The 20,761-nt window shown below is 69.9% G+C and carries 16 protein-coding genes; 5 read left to right on the plus strand and 11 right to left on the minus strand.

What is annotated here, in order from left to right:
• Positions 1-43: 43 nt before the first annotated feature.
• The 3 genes from RCP37_RS16980 to RCP37_RS16990 are packed head-to-tail and all read right to left on the minus strand — an operon-like array spanning position 44 to position 3,543.
• Positions 44-1,429, minus strand: a complete 1,386-nt coding sequence (locus tag RCP37_RS16980; RefSeq protein WP_308484178.1) for a glutamate decarboxylase — start codon at positions 1,427-1,429, stop codon at positions 44-46.
• Between the two features lie 12 nt (positions 1,430-1,441).
• Positions 1,442-2,863 carry an NAD(P)H-hydrate dehydratase gene (locus RCP37_RS16985; protein ID WP_308484179.1) on the minus strand — a complete coding sequence of 474 codons (1,422 nt, stop codon included), beginning with the start codon at positions 2,861-2,863 and terminating at the stop codon, positions 1,442-1,444.
• Between the two features lie 32 nt (positions 2,864-2,895).
• Positions 2,896-3,543 (minus strand): rhomboid-like protein, encoded by a 648-nt coding sequence (locus RCP37_RS16990; protein WP_308484180.1) that lies wholly within the window; start codon positions 3,541-3,543, stop codon positions 2,896-2,898.
• A gap of 287 nt (positions 3,544-3,830) precedes the next feature.
• On the opposite strand from RCP37_RS16990, the gene RCP37_RS16995 reads away from it, so the two are divergent.
• The 3 genes from RCP37_RS16995 to RCP37_RS17005 all read left to right on the plus strand — a co-directional run bounded on the left by RCP37_RS16995 (position 3,831) and on the right by RCP37_RS17005 (position 7,335).
• Positions 3,831-4,571 carry a sensor domain-containing protein gene (locus RCP37_RS16995; protein WP_308484181.1) on the plus strand — a complete coding sequence of 247 codons (741 nt, stop codon included), beginning with the start codon at positions 3,831-3,833 and terminating at the stop codon, positions 4,569-4,571.
• Between the two features lie 99 nt (positions 4,572-4,670).
• The gene (locus RCP37_RS17000; RefSeq protein WP_308484182.1) at positions 4,671-6,596 is read left to right on the plus strand and encodes a flavin-containing monooxygenase; all 1,926 of its coding nucleotides are present in this window, start codon (positions 4,671-4,673) and stop codon (positions 6,594-6,596) included.
• Between the two features lies 1 nt (position 6,597).
• Positions 6,598-7,335: an SDR family NAD(P)-dependent oxidoreductase gene (locus tag RCP37_RS17005; protein WP_308484183.1), complete on the plus strand. Its 738-nt coding sequence runs from the start codon at positions 6,598-6,600 to the stop codon at positions 7,333-7,335.
• 5 nt (positions 7,336-7,340) lie between these two features.
• Here RCP37_RS17005 and RCP37_RS17010 read toward each other — a convergent pair whose 3' ends face one another.
• Positions 7,341-7,892, minus strand: a complete 552-nt coding sequence (locus tag RCP37_RS17010) for a hypothetical protein (protein WP_308484184.1) — start codon at positions 7,890-7,892, stop codon at positions 7,341-7,343.
• A 142-nt stretch (positions 7,893-8,034) separates the two neighbouring features.
• On the opposite strand from RCP37_RS17010, the gene RCP37_RS17015 reads away from it, so the two are divergent.
• Positions 8,035-8,391: a hypothetical protein gene (locus RCP37_RS17015; RefSeq protein WP_308484185.1), complete on the plus strand. Its 357-nt coding sequence runs from the start codon at positions 8,035-8,037 to the stop codon at positions 8,389-8,391.
• A gap of 3 nt (positions 8,392-8,394) precedes the next feature.
• Here the strand turns inward: RCP37_RS17015 and rnhA are convergent, their stop codons facing one another.
• The 5 genes from rnhA to glmS form a co-directional block, all read right to left on the minus strand.
• A complete protein-coding gene (rnhA, locus tag RCP37_RS17020) occupies positions 8,395-8,874 on the minus strand; it encodes a ribonuclease HI (RefSeq protein WP_308484186.1) in 480 nt (159 codons plus the stop codon).
• Entirely contained in the window at positions 8,871-9,506 is a 636-nt protein-coding gene (locus tag RCP37_RS17025) for a VOC family protein (RefSeq protein WP_308484187.1), read from the minus strand. The genes rnhA and RCP37_RS17025 overlap by 4 nt, the downstream gene beginning before the upstream one ends.
• Before the next feature lie 5 nt (positions 9,507-9,511).
• Complete coding sequence (locus RCP37_RS17030; RefSeq protein WP_308487129.1) at positions 9,512-10,333, minus strand: DUF4436 domain-containing protein; 822 nt, start codon at positions 10,331-10,333, stop codon at positions 9,512-9,514.
• Between the two features lie 211 nt (positions 10,334-10,544).
• Entirely contained in the window at positions 10,545-11,102 is a 558-nt protein-coding gene (locus RCP37_RS17035; protein WP_308484188.1) for a hypothetical protein, read from the minus strand.
• A gap of 12 nt (positions 11,103-11,114) precedes the next feature.
• Entirely contained in the window at positions 11,115-12,983 is a 1,869-nt protein-coding gene (glmS, locus tag RCP37_RS17040) for a glutamine--fructose-6-phosphate transaminase (isomerizing) (RefSeq protein WP_308484189.1), read from the minus strand.
• 120 nt (positions 12,984-13,103) lie between these two features.
• On the opposite strand from glmS, the gene RCP37_RS17045 reads away from it, so the two are divergent.
• Entirely contained in the window at positions 13,104-13,943 is an 840-nt protein-coding gene (locus RCP37_RS17045) for a dienelactone hydrolase family protein (RefSeq protein ID WP_308484190.1), read from the plus strand.
• Between the two features lie 67 nt (positions 13,944-14,010).
• On the opposite strand, the gene RCP37_RS17050 is transcribed toward RCP37_RS17045, so the two are convergent.
• Entirely contained in the window at positions 14,011-17,247 is a 3,237-nt protein-coding gene (locus RCP37_RS17050; RefSeq protein WP_308484191.1) for a PGRS repeat-containing protein, read from the minus strand.
• 64 nt (positions 17,248-17,311) lie between these two features.
• Positions 17,312-20,689, minus strand: coding sequence for a PGRS repeat-containing protein (locus RCP37_RS22235; protein WP_308484192.1), 3,378 nt, complete (start codon positions 20,687-20,689; stop codon positions 17,312-17,314).
• Positions 20,690-20,761 lie beyond the last annotated feature (72 nt).

A 20,761-nucleotide genomic window follows, 5' to 3' on the forward strand; every position in this document is an offset into this window, starting at 1 on the left:
AACGCGGTTTTACCCACGAAAACGCACACTCGACGGGAAGGCCTCAATGGGCGAAGTGCTGCGCGTCGTAGTGCCCGCCAGGCTTCACCTTGTCGAGCGCGGTCACCGATTTCATGATGTCGTCGAAGAGCGCCCGGGCAAGATCGGCCGACAGCCCCTCACGGACCACGACGCGCAGCACCGCGACGTCCTCGGCGCCCTCCGGCATGGTGTAGGCCGGTACCTGCCAGCCGTACGTGCGCAACTCGTGGGACACGTCGAACTCGGTGTAGCCGCGCTCGCCGGCCAGCCGGCAGCTCACCACCGGGATCGCCGAACCGTCGCTGATCACCTCGAAGTGCTCAGAGGCCGCCAGCTGATGCGACAGCCAGCGGGCGGTGTCGGACAGGGTCCGCATCACCTCGGTGTAGCCGGCGCGGCCCAGCCGCAGGAAGTTGTAGTACTGGCCGACGACCTGGTTGCCCGGCCGGGAGAAGTTGAGCGTGAATGTCGGCATGTCCCCGCCGAGATAGTTGACCCGGAATACCAACTCCTCGGGCAGGTAGTCGGCGCTGCGCCACACCACGAAGCCGATGCCCGGATAGGTCAGGCCGTACTTGTGGCCGCTGACGTTGATCGAGACGACCCGCGGCAGCCGGAAATCCCACTTGAGGCCGGGATGAAGGAACGGCACCACGAATCCGCCGCTGGCCGCGTCTACGTGCACCGGCACGTCCGGCCCGCCGCCGGCTGCCAGGGTGTCCAGTGCCGCGCAGATCGCCTCGATCGGTTCCAGTTCCCCGGTATAGGTGGTGCCCAGGATGCCCACCACGCCGATCGTGTTCTCGTCGACGGCATCGATCACCTGCTCGGGGGTGATCACGTAGCGGTCCTGGCCCATCGGCAGGTAGCGGGGTTCGACGTCGAAGTAGCGGCAGAACTTCTCCCACACCACCTGGACGTTGGAGCCCATCACCAGGTTCGGGGTGCGGCCCTTCCAGTCGTCGCCGATCTGCTGACGCCAGCGCCACTTCATCGCCAGACCACCCAGCATCACCGCTTCGCTGGACCCGACGGTGGAAACCCCGATCGCGCTGGCGGGGTCGTCATCGCGCAGGTTCTCGGCATGGAACAGGTCCGCGACCATGGACACGCAGCGCTGCTCAATGGCCGCGGTGGCCGGGTATTCGTCCTTGTCGATCATGTTCTTGTCGAACGACTCGGCCATCAGCGCCGACGCTTCGGGGTCCATCCAGGTGGTGACGAAGGTGGCCAGATTCAGCCGGGAGCTGCCGTCGAGCATCAGCTCGTCGTGGATGAAGCGGTAGGCGGTCTGCGGGTCCATCGGGTCGTCGGGCAACCGCAGCGCCGGGACCGGCGAGGTGAACATCCGGCCGGTGTAGGCGGGAGCGATGGCATGCGCCGGCACGGACGGGTGGGAATGGGTCACTGCGACTCTCCTCTATAGCTGGGCCAGGGCGGTGCGGATGTGCGCCAGAATGCGCGAGGCTGACGTCGGGGTGTCGCCGGGTCCGGGGTCGGCGGCAGAGGCTGCGGCCGCGCGGGTGTGTACGAACGCGGCCGCGGCCGCGGCTTGGGCGGGCGGCAGGCCCGATGCCAACAGCGCGCCGATCATCCCGGACAGCACGTCGCCGGAACCCGCGGTGGCCGCCCAGGACCCGCCGGCCGGGTTGAGGTACACCGGTCCGGACGGATCGGCGATGACGGTAACGTTGCCTTTCAACAGGACGGTGGCCCCGAATCGGTCGGCCAGCTCGCGGGCCGCGCCGACCCGGTCCGGCCCGGGCGGGTGCCCGGCCAGCCGGGCGTATTCGCCGGCATGCGGGGTCAGCACCGTCGGGGCGGTGCGGTCGGCCACCAGAGTCGGGTGGGCGGCCAGGATGGTGAGCGCATCGGCGTCGACGATCACCGGCAGATCGGTGCCGAGCGCGAACCACAGTGCGGCGGCGGCCTGTTCGCCGGTGCCCAGACCAGGCCCGACCGCCCAGGCCTGCACCTTCCCGGCGGCCGCCGGACTGGGTGCGGCCACCACCTCCGGCCAGTGCGAAACCACTTGGGTGTCAGCAGCTCCGGCGTAGCGCACCATGCCGGAGGTGGCCGCCACCGCTGCCCCGGCGCACAGGATCGCCGCGCCCGGGTAGGTCGCCGAGCCGGCCAAGATTCCGGTGACGCCCTGGGTGTATTTGTCGTCGCGGGGGCCGGGCGCCGGCCAGCAGGACTCGATGTCGGCTGCGGTCAACGAATGAATGTCGGTGTCCGGCAAGTCCAGGCCGATCTCGACGAGCTCGACCCGTCCGCACTGCCCCAGCGCGTGCACCGGTTTGAGGCCGCCGAAGGTGACGGTGAGGGCGGCGCGCACCGCGGGCCCGTCTGCGGCGCCGGTGTGCGGATCCAGGCCGCTGGGGATGTCGACGGCCACCACCGGAATACCCGCCGTCTCAACCTCGGCGAACACTTCGGCGGCGTGCGGCCGCAACGGGCCGCGCCCGGAGATGCCGACCACTCCGTCGATCACCAGATCCGTTGCGGGCGGCACGGTGTCGACGATCCGGCCGCCGGCACGCGTGAACGCCGCAAGCCCTTTGGCGTGAGCGCGCTCGGGGTCCAACAGGATGGCACTGGCTGCCACGCCGCGTCTGCGCAGCAGAGTGGCCGCCCACAATGCGTCGCCGCCGTTGTCGCCGGAGCCCACCACCGCGCACAGGTTGCGTCCGGCGATCCCGCCGGTGCGCGCGGCCAGTTCCCGAGCGATCGCGGTCGCCAGACCGAACGCGGCCCGGCGCATCAGCACCCCGTCGGGCAGGCTCGCCAACAGTGGTGCTTCGGCGGCGCGAATGACCTCGACGTTGTAGTAATGCCGCACTTGCCCTCCTCGCCCTACTCGCGATTGTCAGGCTAGTGGCCGCCGACGGCGCTCGGGTGATGTCGCAACGGATGGTGGGGGTGAGTCAGCGAGTAGCAGCACAACCCGATGACCAATGCGGCGGCGTGGCCGATCGCGGTGAAGTCGGGGTTGATCAGCAGGGGCACGGTGAAGATGACCACCAGCCCGGCCAGGTAGGCCCAGCGCCACGGCCGGGGGATGCGGTAGGTGAGCACCGCCATCACGCCGACCAGAAAGTAGCTGACGCCGATGTCGCGGGCGTAGGTCAACCGCTCCGATTCGCGGTGCAGGTGGATCAGCGCGTAGAGCGCACCCTCGCTGATATAGGTGGCGCCGACGTGGGAGATCAATCCGACCATCAGCCAACGCAGATGCCCCAGCCAATGTTCGGCCGGCGCCAGAAACAGGGTGAACAGCACCAGATACGGCGACCAGTCCTTGCCGTCGATCCACAGCATGCTGGAGACCAGCACCTCCAGCGGGTCGGTAGCCAGATGATGCAGGTTGGTGGATTGCTCGACGAGCATGGTGTGCAGGCGCGGACCGACCAGGTGCTGAATGGCGGTGGTGACTCCCAGCACCGCCAGCCACAGGTAAGTCAGGGGCGCGGTATGCACAAAGTGCCACACCGCGGCCAGGCGCGTTCTGACGTCCGCCACGGCGTACAGCCTCGCATGGTTGATGCAGACACGGACAGACCGACCGCTGATAACGTCTGGGAAAACCGGGCCGACCTCCTACGATCGGCCCCAAGGGGATGTGGGGGCACCTCATGAGCGAACCGCACGGTCCGACGCCCAATCCGTACCAACAGCCCCCTTTCGCGCCCATAAACCAGCCGATCCCGCCGGTTGGAGGCGGACCATTCCCGCCGCCACTGCTGCCACCTGGGCTCAGCGGTCCCCCACCGGGGTCACCAGGTCCCAATCGCCGCAAGATGTGGACGGTGCTGGCCACGGTCGCCGTGATCGCGGTGATCGGTGTCGTGCTCACCGTGACGCTGTCCGGGCGCGGCAGACACGACACGGCCAAGCCCGCCGCAAAGACGGGGACCTCCACGACGACCTCGGCATCCTCGGACAAGGCACCGGTGCCGGTCGCCAAGATTGAGGGGTTGCTGCCTCGCCAGGAAGACCTCGCTGCGGCGGTGGCCGATCCCGAACTCGGAGTCGTGATGAGCGGTGAGGCGATGGATGAGGTCACCGTGGTGGACGCGGACTGTCAGGGCATCAGTTCGGTCGCCTCAGGGCCCGTCTACGCCGGCACCGGTTGGACCGCGATCCGCTGGCAGCGCTGGTACAGCCCGCCCGACATCGATACTCACGACCTGAAGCACGGTCTGCTGGTATCGGTGGCGGCCTTTCCGCGGGCGGAGAACGCGCAGGCGTTCTACACGAAGCAGAGCGACAAGTGGAAAAGGTGCGCCGGGCGCACCGTGAACATGACCGTGACCAGCGGCGACAATGAGCCACGCGTTTTCTGGACGGTCACTGAGGTCACCGAGTCCGATCAGCTCGTCAAGACGACCGCGATCAGCGAGGGCGGTGGCGGCTGGTCGTGCCAGGACGCCCTGACCGTCCGCAACAACGTCGTCGCGCAGGCCGATGTCTGCGGTAACAGCATCCCGGCCAATGCGGCACAGGACATCCTCAACGGCATCACCCCGAAGATCGACGCGGCCGGGTGAGCCGGCGCCACCCAACCCTTGATCAGCCTCTGAGCCTCGCGTATCGTCCGATTCAATTTCGCGTCGCACAGTAGCGAATACAGGGAAAGGGCCGAGCCGTTGCGCAACCGCTACGCCGGGGAACCGTTCACCACCACCGATTCTGAGATCGCTGCCGCGTTGGAGCAGGTCTCGATCCCCACCTTGTTGCTGTCGTGCGTGCACATCACCGGCGACCCCCGCTTCATCCGGGACTACAGGCAGAACGGGATCTTCCTCAACGAGATCCAGGGGTTCATGTCCGAAGAGGACAAGGCCCGCGCCCGCGCCGAAGCGCTGCCGGTGATCATCGGCTACCGCGACCGCGGCTGTCCGCAGCCCGCTCCCCTGCCCGCCGAGCTGGTCAAGGAGATGATGGACTGGGCGGCCTGCGAAACCGTGCCGGATGCCTACCTGGGGCTGCTCTCCGAAGAACTCGACCTCGACGGGGTCGACCCGCGCGGTCCTGCGCCGGTGGACCGCGCCGCGGAGCTGTCGGTGGTAGTGATCGGTTGCGGCGAATCGGGCGTGCTGGCCGGAATCCGGCTCGCGCAGGCCGGCATTCCCTTCACGATCATCGAGAAGAACGAGGGTCCGGGCGGAACGTGGTGGGAGAACGACTATCCGGGTGCTCGGGTGGACGTCGCGAACCACTTCTACTGCTACAGTTTCGAACCCAACAACGACTGGGGGCACTACTTCGCCGAGCAGCCCGAGCTGCGGGCATACTTCACCGATCTGGTCACCAAACACAGCCTGGCTGAACACATTCGGTGGGGCACCGAGGTCACCGACGCCGTCTGGGACGAGAGCAACGGAACATGGACGCTGACCACCCGTACCGCCGACGGTGCGGTGTCCACGCTGGCAGCGCGCGCGGTGATCACCGCGGTCGGTCAGCTCAACCGGCCGAATCTGCCCGATCTCGACGGGGCGGACAGTTTCGCCGGGCCGTCGTTTCACTCCGCGGCCTGGGATCACAGCGTCGACCTGACGGGTAAGCGGGTGGCGCTGATCGGTGCCGGCGCCAGCGGGTTCCAGATCGCACCCGCGATTGCGGAGAAGGTGGCTCACCTCACGGTGTTTCAACGCACCGCTCAGTGGATGTTCCCCAATCCGATGTATCACGACGCCGTCGATGACGGGGTGCGCTGGGCGTTGCAGCACCTGCCGTTCTATGGCCGCTGGTACCGCTTCCTGTTGCTGTGGCCCGGCGCCGACAAGGGCTTAGAGGCCGCCCGAGTAGATCCGGACTATCCGGACCAGGACTATGCCGTGAGCGAGATCAACGCCCTGGCCCGGCAGATGTTCACCGGCTGGATCACCGATCAGGTGGGCGACGACGACGAGCTGCTGGCCAAGGTGCTGCCCGACTATCCGGCGACCGGCAAGCGCACCCTGCAGGACAACGGCACCTGGCTCAAAACCCTGCGGCGCGACAACGTGGAACTGATACGTACCCCGATACGCACGATCACCCCGCAAGGTGTGGAGACCGACGACGGCGTCCACCACGAGGTGGATGTGATCGTCTACGCCACCGGATTTCGGCACACCGATGTGTTGTGGCCGATGCGTATCACCGGCCGCGACGCCACCGATCTGCACGCGTTGTGGGGCAGCAAACCGTATGCGTATCTGGGCATCACGGTGCCCGGGTTCCCCAACTTCTTTGTGCTCTACGGGCCCGGCGCGCATCTGGCGCACGGCGGCAGCCTGATCTTCAACTCCGAGTTGGAGATGCGCTACATCGACGCCTGTCTGGCCAAGCTCGCCGACGAACAACTGCACTCGATCGAGCCGACCGCGCAAGCGGCCACCGAATGGCATCAGGCCACCCAGACCGCGATCGCCCAGACGGTGTGGGCACATCCGGCGGTCAAGCATTCCTATTTCAAGAACGCCGACGGCGAGATCCACACGGTGAGCCCGTGGCGGCTCGACGAATACTGGTCGGCGGTGCGCGAACCGGATTGGTCGCAGTTCGTCATCGCAAAGGAGCGCTGAGGTGAGCGGAGTTGTCGTCACCGGGGCAGCATCGGGAATCGGCCGGGCCAGCGCCCAGGCCCTGGTTGCCGAAGGTCGCCGGGTTGCGTTGTGGGACATCGCCCCGGCGGTTCTGGAGGTGGCCGAGAGTTTGGGGATGCCCGGCGCTGTGGTCGACGTCTGCGACGACGCCGGGCTGCCCGCTGCGGTCGCAGCAGCGGCCGAAGCACTCGACGGAATCGACGGGCTGGTGCATGCCGCGGGCCGAGTGCTGCCCGAACCGGTGGGCGCCTACACGGGCGAATCCTGGGATGCCGTGATGGCTGTCAACCTGCGCGCCCAGGCGATGCTGGTGCAGCTGATGCTGCCGCACCTGGAGGCGGTCGCCCGGGCCGGCGGCGACCCGGCGGTGGTCGGTATCTCCAGTATCGAGGGCCTGACCGCCAACCCGTTCATCCCCGCCTACTGCGCCTCCAAGGCCGGACTGCTGGGGCTGACCAGGTCGATGGCCGCCCAACTGGGTCCGGCCGGAATCCGTATCAACGCGGTCTGTCCGGGCTTCATCGAAACCCCGATGCTGCAGATCGCGCTCGACGTCGAAGAAGTCGCCGCCGGCTTTGTTGCTGCGGCGCCGCTGGGGCGCATCGGTCAACCGGCCGAGGTCGCCCAGGCGGTGGCGTTCCTGATGTCGCCCCGAGCGTCGTTCATCACCGGAACCCAGATCGTCGTCGACGGTGGGGTCACCGCCCGGCATCCGTAACGGGCTTAGAAGACCCAGCTCTGGGGTGCGGCGATGACGAAGCCGTGGGTGGCCACCGGACTACTCACCTCACCGCGCACCTGGGGCTCGCGGAGCACACAGACCAAGTCGGTGGACGGCGGAACCCCGCAAACCATCGACTGGGTGGGTGAGAAGTCCCAAAACACGATCTTGTGGCCCACCGGAAGCTTTGCAGCCGGCGGGTTTCCGGCGAGCAACGCATCCGGTGGGGCGGGAAGGAAACGAGCGGGGATGCTTTCCTTCCCGTAGATCCCAGGCAGCTCCACCGAGCCGGCGTCGCGCGGCGCCCCCGGAATATCGCCCGCGCAGTTGACGTCATGAGTGATCCTGCCCTGCCGCGCCCGGCAGACCAGCCCGGAATCGGTCGCGAAGACCACGCTGGGCACCGCCTGCAGGTCGCTGACTGAACCGGGCAACGGTCCGCTGTCGTCGATCAGGGAATCCACATCGGGGAACCCCGGTGCCGCCAAGGCGTTCGGCACCGTCGTCAGCAGGGCCACCGAGGTGACCGCCACTGCCAGGGCCCGCCGTGCCACGCGAAGCCTCCTTATTCGCCGTAAATCTTCAAACTACGAGCGATGGGCTCGCGGGTCAACGTCATCGGTCGGCCCAGCCGTGTGCAGCCAAGGCGCGCGAACCTCGCCACATCGAGCACGCGCCTCGGTAGTGTCCCTGAGGATGGTCCAGAGCTACCCACCACCGAAACCGCCGATCTCGCGAGGAGATCTCGCCGGGTCGCTGTCAGCACTAGCCCTGACCGTCATGGGCGGTGGTGTGGCCGCGTTTCTGGGGCTATTCCTGATGGCCTTCACCGACAATTGCCCGCCCGCAACCTGCAATATCGATGCGGGCGTCACGGCAATCATCGCCGGGTTCGCAGCTGCCGCCGTAGTCTGCGGGATCGGAGCGGTCGTGACCATCGTGCGGCTGACCCGCCGAAACCGGGCCTGGCCGTTCGCCGTAGCGACCTTGGTGCTGACCGCTGCGGCGTGCGCTGCGGGGATCGGCGGCTATCTCGCTGCGGTGGGCGGCTGACTCCTAGGAGAGAGCGCGCATGGCCGCACCGGCGATCGCTTCCTGTAGGCCCCGCGTCGCCAACTCATCGGCCCGCTCGTTGTCGGCAACCCCCGAATGGCCTTTCACCCAGAACCACTCGACCTGGTGACGCGCGCAGGCGGCCTGAAGCCGTTGCCACAGATCGACGTTCTTGACCGGCTGCTTGGCGGCGGTGAGCCAGCCGTTGCGTTCCCAGCCTGTCACCCACTTGGTGATGCCGTTGCGGACGTAGGTGCTGTCGGTGTGCAGATGTACCACCACGGGCCGGGTGAGGGCTTCCAGCGCCGCGATCGGAGCGGTCAGCTCCATCCGGTTGTTGCTCGTCTCGCCGGGCTCGCCACCGCACATCTCGCGGACGTGGTGACGCATGCGCAGCACCGCGCCCCAACCACCGGGACCCGGGTTGGGTCGGCACCCACCGTCGGTGTGGATGACGACCACGTCATCGGTGGATTCGGTCATCGGCTGAGGATAGGCGGCGAGATCATCGCGGTGCGGACCGACATACCCAGATCGCGATGCCGCAGCGTGGTGATCCGGCGACCGGGCTGCACGGCGTCCTTCACCGGCAACGTGCGCTCGCCGAAGAATGACGCCGTCGCCTCGATATCGGCGACGACGTAGGTGATACCCCACAGCGATGACGGGCCGTCCGCCACCGTGTCGGGAGACCCGACGACTTCGAGGATCACCGCACCCAGCCGGAAGAAGATCTGCCGCATCGGCCGACCGCTGAGTTCGGCATCGCGTACCCGGCGCGACTGCAGCCCGACGGCAACCAATGCCTCGACGGTGCGAGACAGGTTTGGGGACAACAGCACAACGTGATCGATCGAGGTCACGCCGTTGGGATGCGCGGCCGGTTCAGTGGCCGCCGCTGCGGAACGGGAGGTGGGGATACCGTCAAGCGGGCCGTCTTGGGGCAGGCCCCGCAGTGCCCACCCGAGGATGCCGGTGCCGCCTCCGTTCAGCCGCAGCCGAACCTCACCCACCCGGCAGACGTCGTCGGGGTCCACGCTGAACCCGGCCGACCGCCACGTGTCAGCCGGATCGGCAATATGGAATTCGTCGACGGTGACGGGCGTGCCGCGCATCTTTCTCAGCCCTGCGTGACGGGCTCGGGTTTCAGGTCGCGCCACCAGCAGTAGATGAACAGCAGCATCGACATCACCAACGCGACGATCACCCAGAGCGTGATCGTGACATCGATCCAGGATCCGATCGGTGGAGCGTCCGGCAGTGCGTTTCTCAATGGAACCACCGCGAAAAGCATTGCCGCATACCAGGTCGTCATCGGCGGCTGGAATTTGCGCCAGCCCAGGAACGTCAGGTTCGCGACGACGACGGCCACCGCGGCCAGGGCGATCAAGACGCCGACGATCACGGCACCAAAAGCCATGGTACTCGGCGACCGATGCAGCGTGATGCGGTAGGGGCCACCGTCTTCGCGGTCGCTGACAATCTCGTTCTTCCAACCGGCGATGTGGTCGACGAATGTCACCGACATCCGTTCCGGGATCGTGGCATCCCCGCGCACGACGTCGACGGTGATCGGCCCGGTCTGATAGTGGTCGAACGGCCACTTCGCCGAATTACCGGAGATGGTCAACGGGACCGGGAATTCCCCGGGAACCATGCCCTTCGTCCAGGTGCGCTTGGTCGGCGTCACTGCGGAGTGCACCGCGATGCTCAAGTCTTCGGTGAGCCCGTGCCTGACCGGATCGAGCAGTGCCGGACCCGGGCTGATGGTGACCTTGCCGGTCAGAGTGCCCTTCACGGTCTGAAGGTCCTCGATGTCGATGGTCACGGTGGTGCCATCGGCCGACACCAGACCTTCCGTGAGGTGGCGGGGGCAGCCACACCCCGCCCGCTCATACAGCGCGACGGTCACGATGTAGGACGCGACGAAGAAGACGGTCATGCCGAGGATCAGCAGCAGTCTGGGCCGGTTGATGTGAACAGCAGAATCAGCGTTGGACAAGCCTGTTCTCCCTGATGTCAGCTTGGTGGTCGACAACGACGGCTGCATCGTCTCATCGTCGCCGCGATTACCGCCGAGTTTTCGGCGGACGAGCGGCACACAATTGAGCTGCTGCAACCAGATTCCGGCACTGCCGCGAAGCTGTGGCGCGTTAGAAGACTTCGCTGTGCGGCGCCGAGATGACGAATCCGTGCGTCACCGCTGGGCCGCCGCTCTTGGAGCTGTTCTCGCGCGGGGCCTTGAGCACGCAGGCCACTTCGGTTCCCATCGGAGCGCCGCAGACCAGCGATTCGGTGGGTGAGAAGTCCCAGAACACGATCTTGTGCCCGGGCGCCAACATGATCGTCGGAACCTTTCCGGGATCGCCGAGCAGCCCGGCGGGCGCCATCGGCATGAACTGCGCCGGGCCGTTGCCGTCGGCGTAGACGGTCCCCAGGCTCACGCTGCGGGTTCCCGCCGGTGCGCCAACGAGATTCCCGGCGCAGGCCACACTGTGCGTAACTTTGCCGCGACTCTTCCGGCAGGCCAGACCCGACGGGGTGGTAAACGCCAGATCCGGGATTCCGGTGAGATCAGCAACCGAGCCGGGCAACGGTCCGCTGTCGTCGAAGAGTGGACCGAGATCGGGGATCTCGTTTGCCGCACCGGCATTGGGTACCGAAATAAGCACCGCCATCGCGGCGCACGCCATCGCCAACAATTGTCGCACTGAAAGCTCCCGCTACTCGACGGTGACCGACTTGGCCAGGTTGCGCGGCTTGTCCACGTCGTAGCCGCGAGCCTGCGCCACCCCGGCAGCGAAAACCTGCAGCGGGATGGTCGACAGCAGCGGTTGGTACAGCGTTGACACCGCAGGGATTTCGATCAGGTGGTCGGCGTAGGGGCGCACCGTCTCATCGCCCTCCTCGGCGATCACGATGGTGACGGCCCCGCGGGCCTGGATCTCGCGAATGTTGGAGAGCAGCTTGGAGTGCAACATCGCCGCGTTCTTGGGCGACGGCATCACGACGATCACCGGAAGGTCGTCCTCGATCAGTGCGATCGGGCCGTGCTTGAGCTCACCGGCGGCAAAGCCTTCGGCGTGCATGTAAGCCAGTTCCTTGAGCTTGAGCGCGCCCTCCAGGGCCACCGGGTAACCGACGTGGCGGCCCAGGAAGAGCACCGCACTGGACGACGCGAACTGCCGCGCCAACTCCGCGACCGAGTCGATGCCTGCCAGCACATGCGACACCAGTTCGGGCATCGCCTCCAGTTGCCGGTACTCGTGCTCCACCTCGTCGGGGTACTTGGTGCCCCGGGCCTGCGCCAGGGCCAGTCCGACCAGGTAGTTCGCGGTGATCTGCGCCAGGAACGTCTTCGTGGACGCGACACCGATCTCCGGTCCGGCCCGGGTGTAGAGCACCGCGTCGCACTCCCGCGGAATCTGCGAGCCGTTGGTGTTGCAGACCGCGAGCACCTTGGCCTTCTGCTCCTTGGCGTGCCGTACGGCCTCCAGGGTGTCGGCGGTTTCGCCGGACTGGCTGATCGCCACCACCAGGGTGCTGCGGTCCAGCACCGGGTCGCGGTAGCGGAACTCGCTGGCCAGTTCGACTTCCACCGGCAGCCGCGTCCAGTGCTCGATCGCGTACTTGGCCAACAGACCGGAGTGATACGCGGTGCCGCAGGCCACCACGAACACTTTGTCGATCTCGCGCAGCTCCTGGTCGCTCAGGCGTTGCTCGTCGAGCACGATCCGGCCGTCCTCGAAGTGCCCCAGCAGTGTCTCGGCCACCGCGGTGGGCTGCTCGGCGATCTCTTTGAGCATGAAGTACTCGTAGCCGCCCTTTTCGGCGGCAGACAGGTCCCAGTCGATGTGAAAACGCCTGGCGTTGGCGGCGTCATCGTCACCGGCGAAATCGGTGATGCGGTAGCCGTCGGCGGTGATGACCACCGCCTGGTCCTGGCCAAGCTCGACAGCTTCGCGAGTGAACGGGATGAACGCCGCCACATCCGAGCCCAGGAACATCTCGCCGTCGCCGATGCCGACCACCAGCGGCGTGGACCGACGCGCCGCCACGATGGTGCCCGGTTCGTCGGCGTGGGCGAACACCACAGTGAAGTGGCCCTCCAGCCGGCGGAGCACTGCCAGCGCCGAGGCCACGAAGTCCCCGGCGGTGTCGCCCTCGCGGTACTGACGGGCCAGCAGGTGGACGGTCACCTCGCTGTCGGTCTCGCTGGTGAACTCCACCCCGGCGCGTTCCAGTTCGTCGCGCAGCACCGCGAAGTTCTCGATGATGCCGTTGTGCACCACGGCGAACTTGCCGTCCGCGTCGCAGTGCGGGTGGGCGTTGTGGTCGGTGGGACGGCCATGGGTGGCCCAGCGGGTGTGGCCCAGCCCGGTCCCCCCGGCCAGCAGGGCCGGATCCGTGGCGGCCAGTTCGGCTTCCAGGTTGGCCAGCCGGCCGGCACGGCGCCGGACGGTCAGCTGCCCGACCCCGTCGACGACGGCGATTCCCGCGGAGTCATAGCCGCGGTACTCCATGCGACGCAGGGCCTCGACGACGACGTCGCGAGCAGGGCGTTGCCCGACGTAGCCGACGATTCCACACATAGCTGTTCAGGGTAGTGCACCGGCGGGGGGCCGCCATAAATCGTGCAGGTCAGCGGGGTACGCCATGGTGCGCCGCGCAAGGCGCTCATGACCGAATGCCCCGTGCGTTACCGTCTTCAGATGGCCAGCACCAAGCGCCTTTACGCCGCGTTGACCCGACCCGGACCGCATCGCGTCCTGCGCGGAGATCTGGCCTATGCCGGGCTCGCCGGGGTGGTCTACACCCCGCAGTCCGGGTACCGGCTTCCCGCGGTGGCCTTCGGCCACGACTGGCTGACCGGGGCCGATCGCTACGCCGGATTGCTGGAGCACCTGGCCTCGTGGGGCATCGTGGCGGCGGCGCCCGACACCGGGCGGGGGCTGGCGCCGTCGGTGCTGGATCTGGCCGCTGACCTGGGCCGCACCCTGGAGATCGCTACCGAGGTCCGGTTGGGGCCGGGTCGAATCAGCGTCGACCGCAATCGGCTCGCGGTGGCCGGACACGGGTTCGGCGGTTCTGCCGCGGTTTGCGCCGCGGCCTCGTTGTCGGTGAAACCCAAAGCGGTGGCGGCGATTTTCCCGACCGTCACAACCCCACCCGCCGAGCAGGCGGCGTTAGCGCTGGACGTACCGGGCGTGGTGTTCAGCAGCCCCGACGACCCGAAAGCACTGCGGTCCAACGCGATCGAGCTGGCACACGCCTGGCAGCTTTCCACCCTGCGCGTGATCGACAAGGCGTCTCCAGCGGGCCTGCCGCAGGGCCGCCGGCTGACCGGGTTCTTCGGTTTGCCGACCTCGGACCGGCGCACGCAACGGCAGGTGCGGGCCCTGCTCGCCGGCTATCTGCTGGCACAACTGGTGGGCGACAAGACGTTCCGAGACTTCGCCAACCCACAGGCGACCTTGCCTAAGACCCAAGTACTCGACGCCCTGCCGGAGCCGGTGAGCTCGGAAGAGAAGTTCGCCGCGCTGTTCAAGTAGTTCTACATACGGCAGCGGCCGCCGAGTCCTTTCGGACCCGACGGCCGCTGCCGTTGTTGTGGGGTGTTTAGCCGCCCGCGCCTGCGGTGCCCGAGTCGCCGACTGTGCCGGCTGTCCCGGGCGGCGTGCCGGCACCGGCCGCGCCGCCGGCGCCACCCTTGCCGAGTGCCCCGCCGGCGCCGGGCGTTCCGGTGCTCGCGCCACCGGTGCCGCCGTCGCCGCCGTGGCCACCGTTGGCGCCGTTTCCACCACCGGCCCCGTCGGTTCCGGCGCCACCGGCCCCGCCGACACCGCCGGCCGCACCAGCGCCGCCCTTGCCACCGGCAACACCCTCGGTGCCGACTCCACCGGTGCCGCCGTTGCCGCCGGTTCCGGCCGCACCACCGTTGCCGCCGGTGTTGCCCGCACCGCTGGCCGCGCCGCCGGCCCCCCCGGTGCCACCGACGCCGCCAGCTCCACCGACGCCGCTGGCGCCGGTCGAACCATTGGTGCCCGAGGTGCTCGCCCCGCCCAGCCCGCCGGACCCGGCAGTACCGCCGTTGCCACCGGCGCCACCGGTACCGCCGTCGAAGCCGGCACCGTTGTTGGTGCCGCCGACACCGCCGGCACCACCCTTACCGCCGGCACCACCGGTGCCGCCGGCGCCACCAGCGCCACCGTTACCGGTGCCCGAGGTACCACCGTTGCCGCCGGCGCCGGCCGCGCCTCCGTAGCCGCCGTTCGTGCCGTTGCCGCCGCCCGCGGTCGTGCCGGCATCCCCGGCAGTCCCCGCGACGCCGGCCCCACCGGTACCGCCTCGACCGCCCGCACCGCCATTGCCGTCCAGAGCACCTGCACCGGAGTTGCCCGCAGTTCCGCTGGTGCTGGCACCGCCGCTGCCGGCAGTCCCGGCCGCTCCGCCGGCGCCACCGTCACCGCCGATGCCACCGGCCATACCGTTGCCGGCGCTGTCCACGCCGCCGGTTCCGCCGGCACCACCGGTGCCACCGGTACCGCCCTTGCCCGCGGCGCCACCGTTGCCACCGTTACCGGTGTTCGAGGTACCACCGTTGCCGCCGGTGCCACCGGCTCCACCGGCGGATCCGTTACCACCGTTGCCACCGACCGTGCCGGCGACAGTGTCCGTCGCCGTCGTGCCGGTTGCACCGGTGCTGCCCGTGCTACCCGTGCCGCCGGTACCACCAGCGCCACCGTTACCGCCGTTACCGCCGTTACCGGTGTTCGAGGTACCACCGTTGCCACCGGCGCCGCCGGCAGCGCCCGCACCACCGGTGCCACCGTTACCGCCGTTGCCGCCGTTGACCGCGAGGGCGCCGTTGCCGCCGGCACCGCCGGCGCCGCCGATCCCGTTGGCACCTCCGGTACCGCCGTTACCGCCGTTACCGGCATGGCTGGGTGCGACACCGATGTTGTTGGTCGGTATCGCAGTTCCGGCGCTGTTGCCGCCCTTACCGCCCGCACCGCCGGCCGAATCGGCGCCACCGGCGGCGCCATTGCCGCCGTTACCGCCGCTGGCGGTGCCATTGCCGCCGTTACCACCCGCGCCGCCGACACCGACCGCACTGCTACCGCCGTTACCGCCGTTACCGCCGACGCTCACCCCGGTGGCCGCACCGTTGCCGCCGGCGCCGCCGTCACCACCGGTGGCGCCGGTACCGGCCGTGGAGGACGGACCAGATCCGCCGTTACCGCCGTTACCGCCGACGCTGTAGACGGTGCCCGCAGTGAAGTGGTCGCCGTTGACGTCGCGCCAGCCGGTGCCGGAACCACCGGCACCACCATCACCACCGTTGCCGGCGGTTCCCGCGCCGGCCAGGCCGGTACCACCACCGGCACCGCCGTTACCACCTTGGGCGTGGTTGCCGGAGAGCAAGCCGCCACCGGCACCGACGGTGCCGTTACCGCCGGCGCCACCGTTACCACCGGTGCCGCCGACGCCGGAACCGGGCGCGCCACCGGTACCACCGTTACCGCCGTTGCCGCCGAAGGTTTGGACGGTGTCGTCGTCGGTGGCGCCATTACCGCCCGCACCACCGTTACCGCCTGCGCCCGCGGGCGCGCTGGCAGCGGCACCGCCGGCACCACCGTTGCCGCCGTTGCCGGCAACACCTTGGACATTGGCGGCGCCGCTGGCGGCACCACCGCGGCCGCCGTCACCGCCGGCGGCACCCGCGTTGAACCCGGTCGAGGCGCCGGCCGCACCACCGACACCGCCGTTACCACCGTTGGTGACGCCGTCACCACCGGCACCACCGACGCCACCGGTACCACCGCTGCCGTCACCGGCGTTCGCGCCGGCACCACCGGCGCCACCGTTGCCGCCCTTGAGCCCGTCACCGCCGAGGCCACCGGCAGCACCGTTACCGGCCACGCCGCCGCTGGTGCTGCTCAGGGGGTCACCGCTGCTGCCACCGGCACCGCCGGCACCACCATTGCCGCCGTTGCCCAGGAAGTTGCCGTTCGCGTCCTTGAAGCCGTCACCACCGTTGCCGGCCGCGCCGCCAGCGGCTCCGATACCGGCGTGGCCCTTCTCCCAGAAGTTGCTACCGGCCGCGCCACCGGCGCCACCGGCGCCACCGTTGCCACCGTTGACGTGGTCGGCGGTGCCAGCAGCGCCGTTACCGCCGGCACCGGCCTTGCCGCCGTCGCCGCCGTTGCCAAGGTTGAACGCGCCGCGTCCGCCGGCACCACCGTTACCGCCGGCGGTGCCGTTGCCGTTGCCGCCGTTGGCGAAGCTGCCGGCCACGCCGTCACCACCGGCGCCGCCGCTGCCGCCGTTGCCGAAGGCCCAGGCCACCGAGGCGCCACCGTCGCCACCGTTGGCACCGATACCGCCGGCGCCACCGTCGCCGCCGTACCCCAGGCCCCAGGCGCTTGCGCCACCGTCACCACCGGCGGCACCGAGTCCGCCGGCTCCGCCGCCACCACCGTTGCCGAAGAACCCGAGCGCGTCTCCGCCGTTGCCGCCGGCCACGCCGTCGACATCGCTGCTCCAGCCGGCACCGCCGTCGCCGAACCACAAGCCGCCGGTGCCGCCGTCCGGGTTCAGCTCGGTGCCGTCGGCACCATTACCGATCAGGAATTGCCCGGAAATTTCGTTGATGGCGTTGTTGACCATCGAGCCGAAGTCGCTGTCGATCCAGGCGGTCATACCCATGTGCAGCGGGGTGTAGAACCACTGATCGAGGATGCTGATCATGTCGAAGGCAGCGGGATCGAAAGCCGCCAGTCCGGGGTCGACATCGGTGGTGACGTCGGCCGGGGTGAGCCAACTGAAGTCCCGTAACGAATGCGAGAACGACACCAAAACGACCACGGTCGCCGAGCCCGTGAAGGACTCGGCGACCGTGGTCGCGTTCAGCTGTCGGCTAGGCGCCGGGTGCCCCGTTAGTGCCCGGGGTACCGGGGGCGCCGTTGCCGGCACCGCCGGTTCCGGTGCCGCCGGCGCCGGCCGCCCCGCCAGTCCCGCCGGGACCACCGGGCGTGCCACCCTTGCCGCCGTTCGCGCCGTCGCCGCCGTCGCCGCCGGTGTTGCCAGCGCCTTGGGCGGTACCGCCCTTACCGCCGGCCCCGCCATGGCCTCCGGCACCGCCTGCCTGGTCGGCGCCGGCTGCTCCGGCGGTGCCGGAGGTGCTGGCACCGCCAGCCCCGCCGAGGCCGCCGTTGCCACCGGTGCCACCGACCGCGCCGTTTCCGCCGTCGAAGCCGTCGCCGGTGGCGTTGGTGCCACCGGTGCCACCGTTGCCGCCGGCACCGCCCGCGCCGGCAAGGCCGCCGGCGCCACCGGCGCCGCCGCTACCACCGACCGAGGTGCCACCGGCACCGCCCTTGCCGCCGTTGCCTCCATCACCGGCCGCACTGCCGTTGCCACCGGCTGCGTTCGAGTGGTTAGCGCCCGCCGCGCCGGCACCGCCGACCCCGCCGTTACCGCCGGCACCGCCGACCCCGCCGTCGCCATCGCCACCGACCGTGCCCGCAGGGCCGCTGGTGCTGGTACCGGCCGCGCCGCCAGTGCCGGCCTTACCGCCGACCCCGCCGTTGCCGCCGTTGCCGCCGTCCAGGCCCTGGTTGCCGGCTCCACCGTTGCCGCCCGCGCCCCCGGCGCCGCCGGTTCCGCCGACTCCGCCGCTGCCCGCGGCACCGGTGCCCGAGGTACCGCCAGCCCCGCCGTTGCCGGCACTGCCGCCGTTACCTCCGTTGGTGCCGTTGCCGCCGGCGGCGCCGTCAGTGCCGGCAGATCCGGCCCCACCGTTACCGCCCGCACCACCTTGGCCACCACTGCCGTCGAGTCCGACGGTTCCCGCGGCACCAGCGGTCCCGCCGGTGCTGGCGCCGCCCGCACCGGCCGCGCCGCCAGCGCCGCCCGCGCCGCCCTTGCCGGCGTTACCGCCGGCCAGGCCGTTGCCATTGGCGTCGGTGCCGCCATTGCCGCCGGCCCCACCGGCGCCACCGGTGCCACCGACTCCGCCGTTACCGCCCTTGCCACCGTCGCCGCTGGTCGCGGTACCGCCGGCACCGCCCTTGCCGCCTGCGTTTCCGGCCGAGCCGTCACCGCCGTTGCCACCGGCCGCGCCGGCCAGCGAGCTGCCGGCCTTGCCGGCTGCCCCGGCCGTACCGGCACCGCCATTACCGCCGTTACCGCCGTCGGCCGTACCGGTAGCGGCACCGCCGTTACCGCCCTGGCCGCCACCGGCACCACCGTCACCGCCGTTACCGGCGTGGCCCGTACCGGGCGTGATGCCGAGCGGGTTGCCAACCGGCGCCGCCGCGCTGCCGCTGCTCGCACCGCCGTTACCGCCGGCCCCAGCCGTACCGCCCGGGTCACCGGCACCGCCACCGGCACCACCGTTGCCACCGATGACCGTGCCGCTGCCGCCGGCACCACCGGCACCACCGTTACCGCCATTCGTCGTGCCGCCGGTCAGTCCGGCTCCGCCGGCACCACCGGCACCACCGGCACCACCGTTGCCGCCCACGCTGACGCCGGTGGTCGCGCCGGCACCGCCGGCACCGCCGGCACCGCCGTTACCACCGGCGAAGCCCAGGAGTCCGGACCCGCCGCCGCCATAGCCACCCGAGCCGCCGTTGCCGCCCCGGCTGTAGACACCGGCCCCGTTGTTCCAGCCGGTGGCGTTGCCGCCGGCACCACCAGCACCGCCGTTACCGCCTGCGTACGCCCCGGCAGCACCGTTGCCGCCGTTACCGCCGGCGAAGGTGCCGCTACCACCTGCACCACCGTTACCGGACTGACCGCCGAGGCCCTTGCTGCCGAACCCGCCGCCACCGCCGGCTCCGCCCGCTCCACCGGTGGTCTTCACAGTGGCATCGTTGGTTGCGCCGGCACCGCCGGCACCGCCGTTACCGCCGGCACCGGCCGCCCCGGTGCCGTTGCCGCCGCCGCCCTGACCGCCCTGACCTCCAGCCCCGCCGACGCCCGCAGCCAGTGCGGAACCGGTGGCGGCACCGCCGGCACCGCCGTTGCCACCGGCTCCCCCGGTGCCGGTCCCGAAGCCACCACCGCCGGCACCGCCGCTGCCGCCAATACCGCCGTTGATGCCGGCACCGCCGGCACCGCCGGCACCGCCGTCCGCTCCGGTGCCCTGCTTGGCGCCATAGGTCAGGCCACCGCCTTGACCGCCAGACCCACCAGCACCGCCGTTGCCGAGGAACTTGCCCCCGCCGTCCTTGGCGGCGTCGCCGCCAGCGCCACCAACACCACCGGCCGAGCTGGCACCGAGCTGTCCGGCCCCGCCGAGGGGGCCGTTGAACTTCTCACCGCCGACACCGCCAGCGGCGCCGGCGCCACCTGCGCCACCGATCCCGCCGTTGAGGTGGGTGGCGTCACCGGCAGCGGCCGCGCCGCCGTTACCGGCGGCGCCGGCCGCGCCGCCGTTGCCGCCGGCGCCGAAGGTGTAGCCGCTGCGGCCGCCATCACCGCCGGCGCCGGCGTTGCCGCCAACGCCGCCATTGCCGACGCCGCCGTTGGCAAAGGTGCCGGCCGCGCCGTTAGCACCGTCACCACCGACACCGCCGTTACCGCCCGAGCCGAAGAACCATGCCACCGCGGCACCGCCGTCACCACCCGCGCCGCCCGAGAAGCCGGCCGTGATGGCGTCGCCGCCGGCACCACCGTTACCGCCGAGGCCCATGAACCAGCCACCCGCGCCGCCGTCACCGCCGGCCGCGCCGGCGCCGCCGGCTCCGCCGTCGCCGCCGTTACCAATCCAGCCGAGGGCGCTGCCGCCGTCGCCGCCGGCAACACCGGCCGCGTCGCTGCTCCAGCCGGCGCCACCGTCGCCGAACCATAAGCCACCGTCACCGCCATCGGGGTTGAGCGCGGTTCCGTCGGCACCGTCACCGATCAGGTACAGCCCGGAGATGTCGTTGATGGCACCGTTGACCAACTCGCCCAACGGGTTATTGATCCAGAACTCCATAACCATATGGATCGGGTTGTAGAAGAAGTTGGTGAGCAGGTCCGTGCCGAAGTCCGCCGCGGGCAAGGGTTCGAAGTTGAAGCTGAAGTCCGCCGGCGCGGCATCCGACTGGGGGAACATGTCGGAGAGCCAATCGAAGTTGAACAGATCATCGATGTCGGCCTGCGCCGGCGGCGCGGACGCCAACGGCGCCATGCCGAACGCCAAGAACGCGGCGACGGCGCTGCCGGCGCCGGCCACCCGGTTGCGGCGCCGCGGGCCACTCCCGGGCTGAGTGCCACGCTGGCTGCTGGTGTGACGACGATTCATTTTCGAACACCTCTCGTGTGAACAGTCCTGTTGAGCGGTTGTGACTTCTCAGTTCGGGTCATGCGATGAGCG

The sequence above is a fragment of the Mycolicibacter sp. MU0102 genome, from assembly GCF_963378105.1.
Classification (GTDB): domain Bacteria; phylum Actinomycetota; class Actinomycetes; order Mycobacteriales; family Mycobacteriaceae; genus Mycobacterium; species Mycobacterium holstebronense.

Excerpts from the sequence above, each read along its gene's own strand:
- RCP37_RS17025 (WP_308484187.1), bottom strand. The coding sequence starts at position 9,506 with ATGCGCGGCACGCCCGTCACCGTCGACGAATTCCATATTGCCGATCCG.
- rnhA (WP_308484186.1), bottom strand. The coding sequence starts at position 8,874 with ATGACCGAATCCACCGATGACGTGGTCGTCATCCACACCGACGGTGGG.
- RCP37_RS17030 (WP_308487129.1), bottom strand. The coding sequence starts at position 10,333 with ATGACCGTCTTCTTCGTCGCGTCCTACATCGTGACCGTCGCGCTGTAT.
- glmS (WP_308484189.1), bottom strand. The coding sequence starts at position 12,983 with ATGTGTGGAATCGTCGGCTACGTCGGGCAACGCCCTGCTCGCGACGTC.
- RCP37_RS22235 (WP_308484192.1), bottom strand. The coding sequence starts at position 20,689 with ATGAATCGTCGTCACACCAGCAGCCAGCGTGGCACTCAGCCCGGGAGT.
- RCP37_RS17045 (WP_308484190.1), top strand. The coding sequence starts at position 13,104 with ATGGCCAGCACCAAGCGCCTTTACGCCGCGTTGACCCGACCCGGACCG.
- RCP37_RS17015 (WP_308484185.1), top strand. The coding sequence starts at position 8,035 with ATGGTCCAGAGCTACCCACCACCGAAACCGCCGATCTCGCGAGGAGAT.